Source organism: Vibrio sp. 99-70-13A1, from assembly GCF_013114625.1.
Taxonomy (GTDB): domain Bacteria; phylum Pseudomonadota; class Gammaproteobacteria; order Enterobacterales; family Vibrionaceae; genus Vibrio.
The window spans coordinates 1-8,021 of record NZ_VTXD01000063.1 but is presented as its reverse complement, the minus strand read 5'-3'; the positions used below and the strand labels follow the sequence as shown (position 1 = coordinate 8,021).

At 41.9% G+C, this 8,021-nt stretch carries 7 protein-coding genes and 1 tRNA gene; 7 read left to right on the top strand and 1 reads right to left on the bottom strand.

Annotation, left to right across the window (positions count from 1 at the left end; genetic code table 11):
* From F0226_RS21720 to F0226_RS21690, 7 genes are all read left to right on the top strand, one after another.
* Positions 1–1,257, top strand: a 1,257-nt coding sequence (locus F0226_RS21720) for a PKD domain-containing protein (RefSeq protein WP_171737587.1), incomplete at its 5' end; no start/stop codon positions are given.
* Positions 1,258–1,450: 193 nt separating this feature from the next.
* A complete protein-coding gene (locus tag F0226_RS21715) occupies positions 1,451–2,179 on the top strand; it encodes a Slam-dependent surface lipoprotein (protein ID WP_145566285.1) in 729 nt (242 codons plus the stop codon).
* Positions 2,180–2,269: 90 nt separating this feature from the next.
* A complete protein-coding gene (locus F0226_RS21710) occupies positions 2,270–3,808 on the top strand; it encodes a surface lipoprotein assembly modifier (protein ID WP_171737586.1) in 1,539 nt (512 codons plus the stop codon).
* A gap of 338 nt (positions 3,809–4,146) precedes the next feature.
* On the top strand, positions 4,147–5,073 hold the full coding sequence (gene exbB, locus F0226_RS21705) for a tonB-system energizer ExbB (protein ID WP_171737585.1): 927 nt from the start codon (positions 4,147–4,149) through the stop codon (positions 5,071–5,073).
* 2 nt (positions 5,074–5,075) lie between these two features.
* Entirely contained in the window at positions 5,076–5,504 is a 429-nt protein-coding gene (gene exbD / locus F0226_RS21700; protein ID WP_171737584.1) for a TonB system transport protein ExbD, read from the top strand.
* Positions 5,505–5,527: 23 nt separating this feature from the next.
* Positions 5,528–6,451, top strand: a complete 924-nt coding sequence (locus F0226_RS21695) for a TonB family protein (RefSeq protein WP_345776543.1) — start codon at positions 5,528–5,530, stop codon at positions 6,449–6,451.
* Between the two features lie 361 nt (positions 6,452–6,812).
* Positions 6,813–7,847 carry a sensor domain-containing diguanylate cyclase gene (locus F0226_RS21690; protein WP_171737582.1) on the top strand — a complete coding sequence of 345 codons (1,035 nt, stop codon included), beginning with the start codon at positions 6,813–6,815 and terminating at the stop codon, positions 7,845–7,847.
* Positions 7,848–7,943: 96 nt separating this feature from the next.
* Here F0226_RS21690 and F0226_RS21685 read toward each other — a convergent pair.
* Positions 7,944–8,017 (bottom strand) — tRNA-Cys (locus F0226_RS21685).
* Positions 8,018–8,021: the final 4 nt, after the last annotated feature.

The window sequence follows — 8,021 nt, the reverse complement described above, 5'->3', positions numbered from 1 at the left end:
GCAGGCATAAATCAGCAAGTGAAAGAAGGCGATCGGGTACAACTCGATGGAACCTCAAGCATTGATTATGATAAAGACGAAATTACCTATCAATGGTCTTTGAGTTCAACCCCGCTTCAAAGCCTAGCGGAACTGTCTCAGGTCGATGCAATCAAGCCCACATTTATAGCAGACAAGTTAGGAACCTATGTTGTTGATCTTGTCGTTCATGATGGAACCACCAGCAGCCGAACCAACCAAGTAAAAGTTGTTGCGGTTTCTGATGGAGAAAACTCACCACCGACGGTTTCGATATCTCGGGACCATTATCGTGCTAATCTAATTGATTTTGTTACGATTTTTGACAACGCAAGCGATGCTGACGATGACGAGTTAATATATCGCTGGAAAATCATACAACAACCAGAAAACAGTAACCCAAGTCTGGATAATACTTCTTCTAAATATCCAAGGTTAACGACAGATACTATCGGCGATTACATTGTGGAGCTTACTGTATCCGATGGTTTAGCATCCGCCAGTGATACAGCCACTGTTTCTTTCTACTATGAGAACGTCCCACCAATTGTTAGAGGGACAGGAAGCCCTATAGGGGCCATTGAAGGCATGACCATTCCATTAGACGCAAGTACAAGCGAAGATCCAAATGGTGACCCGATCACTTTCCAATGGTCATTCATCTCAAAACCTCAAGCATCAAACACTGTCATTGTTAACCCAAGCTCACCAAAACCTCATTTTTTAGCAGACGTAGCTGGTGACTATGGCATTACTGTCGAAGTCAGTGATGGAGAGTTGTCATCATTTCCATCAAAAGCTGCCTATGTGCGCGTGGCTTCGCTGACGGGCCCCCATGCAAAGGTAATGATTGATGATGACCCCAACCCTGTTCTATTACCGTATCGCAATACATGGACCATTGATAAGACACAAGATAGCGGTGACCTCCCAGACTATTATGAACTGGGCACTTATACATTTGAAGCCGTAACCAATGACATCACTCTAACGGTTAGTACCCTCCGAGATCGATCGAATACAGTACAACCAATAGCTCGAACCCCCTTTGGTGAATTAAAGGAAAGACAAATATACGTTATTCCAGCTGGCACAAAAGAAGTCATTACAATCCTTTCCCCTCCGACTTCAGGTCAAACCACGGATATAGGCCTTGGTTTTGCATGGAGCCTCTATGGCTTGGGTGATTACAGTCCAATCCGAAGAGCGGGTGGGAATTACATATTCACCAGTCGATAGCCAATATATTTACTTAGATTTATCCATTCAACAAAGCGCTTATGAACTTAGGCGCTTTTTTTATTTTATATTTGTTTACGGGTTTGGACTTTTACTTCGGTGTATTTGATGAAAGCAAGTGAGATGTCTGTCGCGCGCACCGGGCAACTGGCTTGATTTCAATCATTTAAAATACATTTAAAAGGAATAGAAAATGAAACCAGTTCAACTTTCATGGATCGCAGCAGCATTTCTTGGTCTAAGCCCTGTCGTTCAAGCCGGTTTTGACGGTGCTATCAGCGACAATTCACTTCGCCAAGTTGGTGAATCAGAAGTTTATGTGCCATTTTTCCACTCAAAAGGCAAAGCAGGGATCGGCAGCGCTACTGGTAAGCGTGTCGACTTCGACGGCTTAGCTGGAAATATTTTCAAAAGCAAAGAACGAGACAATGTTCATACTGTTGGCAGTAAGCACTTCGATACTTCTCACTACAATTTTGTACAAGTTGCGAACCAAGACATTTGGTTTGGTGAATGGTATCAAGGCGATCAAGACTCAGGCTTCAATAACCGAACGGTTTACTACGTAGGGAACGATGCTGACACAACTGTACCAACTAGCGGGACTGCAACTTACAACATCACCGGCATTAATAAGTTTAGTGGCAGCAATAAATTGTCTGGTACATTCAAAGCCGATTTCAATAACCAAACTTTAGAGGGTAGTATCTCGAATGCAACCCTAACTGTTGGTGTGAACAGCGCTATTGACTCTGCAACGGCGTCGTTCAACGGAAGTGCAACCGCGACACAAGCTGGTTCTGTAACCCAAGGTTCATCTCAAGGTCACTTCTTCGGTGCGGATGCCGCATCTCTGGCTGGTATCGCGACATTCACTAACAATAGTGATCTTGATACTGCCTTTGGTGGTGAAAAGCAGTAAAACTTTAGCCTAAAACAAAGAAGCAGCACACACTGCTTCTTTCTTTTTCATCTGTGCTTTACTTATAAGCACTCGCGCATTAAGACACCCATGAAGCTCAACCTTTCACAACGATTATTCCTACCGCTTATTTCTTTTGTTGCCATTCCAAGCGCATTAGTCAGTTTGCCGAGCGTGGCATCTAACCCAGATACTAGCCTTCGAATTGAACAACAAGATGCTCTATCGGCAGTCGAAAAAGAAAACGCCATTTTAGCTGAAGAGCTGCAAGATGAAGAACAGCGTCAAAACGCGCAGCAATCATCTTCTAATTTAATTGACCCTTCAATAGCGGACCCTGAGTCAACGTCCAGCATAGATCTTTCGGATTCAAACCAAGTCGCCCAAGCCTTGCACCTTTCTGCTCAGCAGCATAATTGGGGCTTAGCTCAGCAACTACTCAGCCATTATCAGCTATTCGATAACGCAGACCCGCTGCTTATTCATTATGTGCGTGGTGGTATTTATCGTTCACGAGGTGAGCTAAAACGTGCACAAGAGGAATACACTCAGTTAATCACGTTACAACCCAATTTCATGCCAGCGCAATTAGAGCTGGCACGCGTTCTATTCGAAAACCACAACAACTCAGAGTCATTAGAGTTATTCGAACAAATTGAAGCTTCACTCCCATCTAACAACCCTCGAACTCAAGGTGTTCAACGAACCATAGATGTATTTTCTAGTGCACTCAAAGCCCGAGATGACTGGGGCGGCTCCATTAGTTTCGGGCCATCGTTTAATGACAATCTAAACAGCTCTTCCGAAAGCTACACATGTTTAGTTCATAGCGATATTGGGCAATGCATCATCGATAGAGTCACCCCAAAAAAACAACAGGCTTTTGGTATCGATTATGAAGCGAGCTTAAATAAACGAACCTCACTCACTGGTCATCATGGCGTTTCTTTTAGTGGGCTCACCTACGGCACTCGTTATTCAGGTCATGACGAATATGATGAGCAAACCGTCAAAGCGAGCTTTGGGTACAGTTATCAGAGCCAAAGAGATCGCGTGTCCTTTGCTCCACAATTTGAATTCAATACGTTTGCTGGAAAAAGCCTGTATTTAAGTTCTGGAATCAAACTGGATTGGTTCAAAACCGTAAACAAGCAAAGTGCATTTAAATTCGAAACCAAAGCTGATTATCAAAACTATCAACCAGGAAAACTGGATTATCAGTCTGATTGGCAATTCTCGACCTTGTTCACTTATTGGTATCAATTACCTGATAAATGGTTGTTATTTGGAGGTGTGGACTGGACAGATAAACGAAATGATCAACAAGTTCATGCTTATACTTTGTCTGGCGTTCGACTTGGGGTTAACAAAAACGTCAGCACATGGTTAGACGTCAGTCTGTTTGCTTCTTTGAGAGATCGCCGATATCAAGATTTCAGCGCTTTACTTGGAGATAAGCGGAATGACAGAGAACAAAATTACACCTTAGTCATTCACTCGCCAAGTATTCAGTATTTAGGCGTGTCTCCCACCCTTAGCTGGACTCATAAACGAGTGAAAAGCAACATTGACTGGCTTTACACCTACCAACAGAATGAAGTTAGCCTAAAACTCACTAAGCGATTTTAACTAGTAATTTATTCACATTGATTATTAATTCAGATGGCTACGCGAATCCAATTGTTGCGCAAATCTAATTGGTACATAAGTCAAACCAGCGCTTAAGCCAAATCAACGCATAAGCTAAACCAACGCATAAGAAAAACTATTGCCTAACTTAAGCAGGTACACGATTCAAACAGGTACACTACTGAACCACCAGCTAGTTGTACCTGTTTTCTCTACGGCTTCTTATCATCCGTTATTTTTCACAAATTTCATTACGGATTTCTGATTCTCATTCGGTATACCTTCCATATCACTCAGCAAACCTTTTGCTATTACTACTTATCAAATGAGCCAATATAATGAATACGCTTTTTTTTCGCCTCATGTCAGCCCTTTCGGTGTTGACACTTAGCCCACTGGTTAGCGCAACTCAAGACACTGTTAATACTGTTCCTTTAGTAAATACTGTATCTCCTGTAAATACAGTACCTTCTGCAAGTTCTCTCTCAAGTTCACCACCCGCAACGCTACCTGAAGTGATAGAGCACCAAATCATTCCGCCTTCAAATCCGTTAATTACTCATGACCTATCAGCGATGGGCATGTACCACGCCGCGGATTGGGTCGTAAAATCCGTCATGATCTCTCTTTTCATCGCCTCAATAATCAGCTGGACTATCTTCCTTACTAAACAAATACAATTAGTACGAGCAAGCAAACGCACAACCAAACTACTTAGCACTTTAGTACAGAGTGAAAGCATTCAAGACGCCGAAGTAAATTTAAGCAACCAGAAAGCGAGTGAGTTGATACTTTTCACCGCTGTTCAGCATGAACTTCATTTGTCATCACTGGGGCATGCAACGCCAGATGGAATAAAAGAAAGAGTCCAATTACGTCTTGAACGGGTACAAACCGAGCTTTCACGTAAAATGACATCTCTGACCGGCATTCTCGCGACTGTTGGTTCAATTAGTCCGTTCGTTGGATTATTTGGTACTGTCTGGGGGATCATGAATGCCTTCATTGGCATAGCAAAATCCAAAAGTACGACCTTAGTGGTTGTGGCTCCGGGAATAGCGGAAGCCCTACTGGCAACTGCAATTGGGCTGATAGCCGCCATACCCGCTGTGATTATGTATAACTACTTCACTCGATTTATTGGAAAATACAGAGCATTAGTCACGGATGTCTCAGCAGCAAGCATGGTGTTAGTCAGCAGAGAGCTTGATAGAAAAAGCCACAATCAAACCAACCTTGATTCAGATATAAAAAAGGCGGGTTAATCATGGCGTTTAAAACCTCTTCTGACAGTGATGAAATGACTGAGAATCATGAAATCAATGTCACGCCTTTAGTGGATGTGATGCTTGTACTGCTGATTATAGTAATGGTCGCCTCGCCACTGGCGACGGTTAATGTGCCTGTAGATTTGCCCTCATCGTCTGCTACCCCACAACCGCAGCCAAATGAACCTTTCTACCTAACCGTTCAAAAGGATATGTCGCTCACTCTTGGTGAAAGTGGCGTTGTGACACTAAACGCATTAAAGCCAGCACTTGACTCTGCGTTACAAGGAAAAGATAAACGCATCTATTTACGTGCAGATAAAGATCTTAATTACCAAGATTTAATGAAAGTAATGAATGCCTTAGTTAAAGCGGGTTACGGGCAAATAGCATTAGTGGGAATTGAATTACCGGCGGGGAGCCAATAATGAGTCTGCTTGCTGATCCTTCAGTGAAAATTAAAGAGCCTAAGAAACGCTTCCTGCTGATTGGGCTAACTGCGAGTATTCTTCTTCATTTAACGTTTATTGTGGCTTACATGTGGACGCCACAATATGATTTTACACCTCCCATACAAGCTGCCCCTATAGTTGTCACTATTGTTGCGCCTCTCGCTTCAAACAAACAAAAAATTGAAGACACTGTATTAGGTGATCCTCAAAAAGAGATCATTCAACAAGAGATATTGAAAACGCCACCGAAAGAAGAGGTTTTTATTGCACAAGCTTCACCTTCAATTGTTCCTATTATAGAAGCAGAAAAACCTTCAACATTCTTAGCTCCTAAAAAGAACAATAAAGAGGTAGTAAAAAAATCCCCACCTCAGAACCAGACGACCGAAAGTAAAATTGATAAGCCTACACGCAAGCCTGTAAAGCCAGAGCAATCAAAGAAAAAAGTCATGGAGACATCAATTAAGCCACAAGCCAAATTGAAACCAGTGGATCCCGTCAAAAAAAATGAGCCACTAAAAACAGAGTCTCAAGCCATATCACAGCAAGCACAATCAAAGAAAAACATAACAACAAGTAATGTAGCAAATACCACGGCAGCACTGCGTCAGGGGCAACTTTCTGAGAATGGTCGGATAGCAAAAATAAGTTGGCAACAGGCGTTACATGCTCATTTAGAAAAGAAGAAGAAATATCCAAGGAAAGCAAAACGTATGAAGAAAAGAGGCACACCTGTGATACGTTTTACTATGGACAGAAATGGTCACGTTATCAATGTATCTCTGATCCAAAGTTCTGGTACTTCTTCGTTAGATAAGGAGGCGATTGATCTCGTATACCGAGCGCAACCGCTCATTAAACCACCAAGTTCAGTTACAGGTAACCGACTAAGTTTAACCCTACCCATCAATTTTTCTTTCTAGTTCTCTTAAAAACCTATGAATGAGTAAGGTTCACTTTACCTGACCGAATACCACGAAAAGTTTACTGATTTAGCCTGATTATTACTCTAAAAGCATGATTTATTCCACTTACATTGCATTTATGAAATCAATATTAGCTTCATGCTTTATAAATATTGCATAGTGTCGCATGACATATTGACCTTTCTATCATATTGAAAATCGACACGACTAGCATAACGTGGTTTCGTCTTTCATTCTGGTCGAGCAACCTAAAGAACTAACGGCATACACCAAGGTTATCGGACAAGATAAAGGACTTTTGTTAAAAACTAATTTTACAAATGGTCCCTCGTTCTACACGGTGATTTTAGGTAAGTATATGGATGATTACTTAAAAAGAATTGAACAGCTTGAGAAAGAAAATGAGCGTCTAAAATCAGATAACGCTCGTTTACAAGAAAAATTAAACCTGGCTTTAGATGGCACAGGTTTGTGCTTGTGGGAGCAACATGTCCCTAGTGGCTCTTTAACTATTTTCAATATGGAATGGGGGAAAATGCTTGGCTTCCAACCTAACGAACTCAGTGCCACTGTTGAGATGTGGAAGCAAAACTTACACCCTGACGACTACGATCTCGCGGTAGGAGCATTTGAAGACCACTTGGCAGGAAAAACCGATCTTTATCAAGTCGTACACCGCATGGTTCATAAAGATGGTAGTGATAGTTGGGTATCAGATAGAGGGCGAGTCGTCGAGTTTGACGAAAACGGTGCCCCAATACGTATGATGGGCACTCACATCGATATTACTCAAGAAAAACGATATGAGTTAAAACTGGCTGATTTAGCAAATAAAGACCCTCTCACCCGCTTATTAAACCGTTCTGCTATTCAGAATAGCTTCAATGAACACTTATCCAATTATAGTAATGAGACCTCTGCGCTTATTTTCATTGATGTAGATAATTTCAAATCCGTAAATGATGGGCTTGGGCACCAAACAGGTGATAATTTATTAGTCGAAATAGCAAACTGGCTAAGCGAAGTAGCATTAAATGAAAGCCAGATAGGTAGACTGGGGGGCGATGAGTTTGTATTACTTTGTCGTTACTCTGAACGACACGAAATAATGAGATTATGTGACATGATCCTTTCTTTTATTTCATCGACGTTACTGACATCAGAAAAGAACATACAGATAGGGTTCAGCATTGGAGCGTGTTTATTTACTGGCAAAACTCATCAATTTGAAGATATTTATGAAAAAGCCGACGCGGCAATGTATCAAGTGAAGAAGAATGGCAAAGATGGTGTCGCCGTTGTAGAACTCGAAGTCACCAGTTTAGAAGCAGAGCACCACGAAGATGAAGAAAAGACTGATAGCAGAGATACAAAAATAAGCTGTAAATTGTGAGTGGCTAGGCTACACATTGCTCGAATATTTAATTGAGCAGATATCTAACAAGTAAATACTAAAAAGCCCCAGCATTTCTGCTAGGGCTTTCTAATTTGGAGGCGCCTCCCGGAGTCGAACCGAGGTCCACGGATTTGCAATCCGCTGCATAGCCACTCTGCCAAGGCGCCTTTA

Bases quoted from the DNA above. Each gene is read 5' to 3' on its own strand.
- F0226_RS21710 (WP_171737586.1), top strand. From the start codon at position 2,270: ATGAAGCTCAACCTTTCACAACGATTATTCCTACCGCTTATTTCTTTT.
- F0226_RS21715 (WP_145566285.1), top strand. From the start codon at position 1,451: ATGAAACCAGTTCAACTTTCATGGATCGCAGCAGCATTTCTTGGTCTA.
- exbD (WP_171737584.1), top strand. From the start codon at position 5,076: ATGGCGTTTAAAACCTCTTCTGACAGTGATGAAATGACTGAGAATCAT.
- exbB (WP_171737585.1), top strand. From the start codon at position 4,147: ATGAATACGCTTTTTTTTCGCCTCATGTCAGCCCTTTCGGTGTTGACA.
- F0226_RS21690 (WP_171737582.1), top strand. From the start codon at position 6,813: ATGGATGATTACTTAAAAAGAATTGAACAGCTTGAGAAAGAAAATGAG.